Raw genomic sequence first — 2334 nt, 5'->3', positions numbered from 1 at the left:
CCCCTGGTCACCGCCCGCCCCGGACTGCGGTCGCCCGGCGCCGCCGACCCCGAGGAGCTCGCCGTACGGGCACTGGTGGGCCGTGCCGAGGCCGGGCGGCTCGTGCAGCGGTACGGCAAGACCCTCGACGCGCCCTGCGGCAGCCTCACCCACCTCTTCCCCGAACCCGCGGCCCTCTCCGAGGCGGGCGGCACCCTGGGCATCCTCGCCACCGCCCTCGCCGACGGTGCCGTACGACTCGATCCGGGCGCCGACCGCGAGGAGGCACAGCGGGCGCTGCTCGCGCTGCCCGGCCTGGACGCCCGTACCGTGGCCGTCATCCGCGGTCGCGCTCTCGGTGACCCCGACGTCGCCCCACCGGGCCTCGACGCCCCCGACACCTGGCGCCCCTGGCGCTCCTATGCCTGGCAACACCTGTGCACAGCAGGGGAGTTGGAGTAATCATGGCCATTCGCTGGACCCACGTCGACAGCCCCGTCGGCAGCCTGCTCCTCACCGCCGACGAGACCGGCGCGCTGACCTCGCTGTCCGTCCCCGGGCAGAAGAACGGCCGTACCGTGCAGGAGGGTTGGGTACAGGACCCGGCTCCCTTCCGGGATGCCGAGGAGCAGCTCGCCGCCTACTTCGCCGGTGAACTCAAGGAGTTCCGGCTGGAGTTGCGGCCCGCGGGCACCGAGTTCCGGACCCGGGTGTGGGACGCCCTCGACGACGTGCCGTACGGCGCGACCACGACGTACGGCGAGATCGCCGCCCGCGTCGGTGCCTCCCGGGTCGCCGTCCGGGCCGTGGGCGGCGCGATCGGCGCGAACCCCCTGCTGATCGTCCGCCCGTGCCACCGGGTGATCGGCGCGAACGGGCAGCTCACCGGGTACGCGGGCGGCCTGGAGCGGAAGACGGCCCTGCTCGGCCTCGAAGGTGCCCTCTAGGACTCCTCCAGCCCCCAGCTGTGGATGCGTCGCGGGTGGATGCGGATCAGCTCCTCACTGAAGTGCGGGCCCAACTCGTGCGGTCCGGTGAGGAGTTCCGCCTCCCCGCGGATGTCGATGCCGCGTACCGTCCACGGTTTCAGGCTGACGATGTCGTCCACCACCAGCGCGACCTTCGGGTTCTTCTGGAGGTTGCGCCACTTCTTGGTGCGGCCCATCGCGTAGCCGCCGATCAGGATGGTGCCGTCCTCCTGCGGGAAGAAGCCGACCGGGTTCGCCTGCGGCTGTCCCTGCGGGTCGACGGTGGCGAGCCGCCCCAGCCGCTGGGACTTCAGGTACGCGCGCTCGGCCTCGCTGAATTCGGTCATGGCAGCCACCCAAACACGTGGGGTGCGCACCGTACATCGGACTCTCGGCCCAGGTACGTGGATTCGCGGCCCAGGTACGTCCGCGCCCGGCGGGTGCCGAGGACCTGCGTCAGCCCCACAGCACCGCCCCCAGCCACGCGCCCATGATCAGCAGACAGGTGAACAGCTCCGCCAGCACGCTGGAGCCGCCAGAACGCATCGCCGTGCGCAGAGCGGCCCTCGCCTCCCCGTGGCCGCCCAGGCGGAGGCGTTCCGAGACGTAGATGCCGCCCATGAATCCGGGGATCGCGCCCAGCACGGGGATCAGGAAGAAGCCGAGGAACGCGCCCGCCCCGGCGTACACCGCCATGCGCGGGGTGGCCCCGCTCGTCCGCAGCCGGCGCGGCGGCAGCGCCCAGCGCACCACCTGGGAGAGGAACAGGGCGAGCGTGGCCCCCACCAGGACACCCCACGCGACCGGCTGCGGATCCTTCAGCGCCCACCACAGGACCGCGGCCCACACGAACCACGACCCCGGCACACCGGGCACCAGAACCCCGACCAGGCCGAACAGCATGACCAGGCCGACCAGCAGGAGGTCCCACACTCCCATTCGTCCAGGGTGCAGGAGGGCGGCGGAAAGCGCAGATCAGCGGTCTCGCCGGGGCGGCGGCCGGTCGCGTGTGCGGCCGTCGGCCTGTTTGCCGACACGAGTTCGAGCGCTCACTCGACACGCCGTTCGACAGGGGTGGCGGCGCCTGATTTTCGGGATGCCCCGTTTCCATGGGGCCCCCGCGGTGGACAATTAGGGGCATGAGCCAGCAGGGGGGAAGGCCCACCGGTCACGAGGACGACTGGTGGGGGCAGCTGTACGACTCCACCGACGACACGGGCCCCGCACCGGCCCCGGACACCCTGGACGACCGCTTCGCCTCGGCGAGGGGAGCGGTCGGGGACGCGGTACCCCGACAGGGTCGCGGGGGGAGCGCCGGAGACCGCACGGACCGGGACTCCGGGCACGCGGAGGACGGCGGATTCGGTTCCGGGGCGGGGGCCAGGGG

Annotated in this window: 3 protein-coding genes and 2 pseudogenes; 3 read left to right on the top strand and 2 right to left on the bottom strand. The window is 72.7% G+C overall.

Features of this window, described 5'->3' with window-relative positions; all coding sequences use genetic code 11:
• Together EHS43_RS42915 and EHS43_RS42910 are read left to right on the top strand one after the other, a co-directional pair.
• Positions 1 to 441: pseudogene (locus EHS43_RS42915) on the top strand (DNA-3-methyladenine glycosylase 2 family protein); the annotation flags it as partial.
• A 2-nt stretch (positions 442 to 443) separates the two neighbouring features.
• The gene (locus EHS43_RS42910) at positions 444 to 926 is read left to right on the top strand and encodes a methylated-DNA--[protein]-cysteine S-methyltransferase (RefSeq protein WP_125195868.1); all 483 of its coding nucleotides are present in this window, start codon (positions 444 to 446) and stop codon (positions 924 to 926) included.
• Here the strand turns inward: EHS43_RS42910 and EHS43_RS42905 are convergent.
• Entirely contained in the window at positions 923 to 1294 is a 372-nt protein-coding gene (locus EHS43_RS42905; protein ID WP_125195867.1) for a PPOX class F420-dependent oxidoreductase, read from the bottom strand. The two genes, EHS43_RS42910 and EHS43_RS42905, sit on opposite strands and share 4 nt — an antisense overlap.
• Before the next feature lie 109 nt (positions 1295 to 1403).
• Positions 1404 to 1886 carry a DUF456 domain-containing protein gene (locus EHS43_RS42900; RefSeq protein ID WP_125195866.1) on the bottom strand — a complete coding sequence of 161 codons (483 nt, stop codon included), beginning with the start codon at positions 1884 to 1886 and terminating at the stop codon, positions 1404 to 1406.
• Between the two features lie 200 nt (positions 1887 to 2086).
• Here EHS43_RS42900 and EHS43_RS42895 point away from each other — a divergent pair.
• Positions 2087 to 2334 (top strand): annotated as a pseudogene (locus EHS43_RS42895) (hypothetical protein); the annotation flags it as partial.

The organism is Streptomyces sp. RP5T (genome assembly GCF_003933965.1).
Lineage (GTDB): Bacteria > Actinomycetota > Actinomycetes > Streptomycetales > Streptomycetaceae > Streptomyces.
The sequence above is the reverse complement of the archived record's forward strand: the minus strand, read 5'-3'. Positions and strand labels throughout refer to the sequence as shown.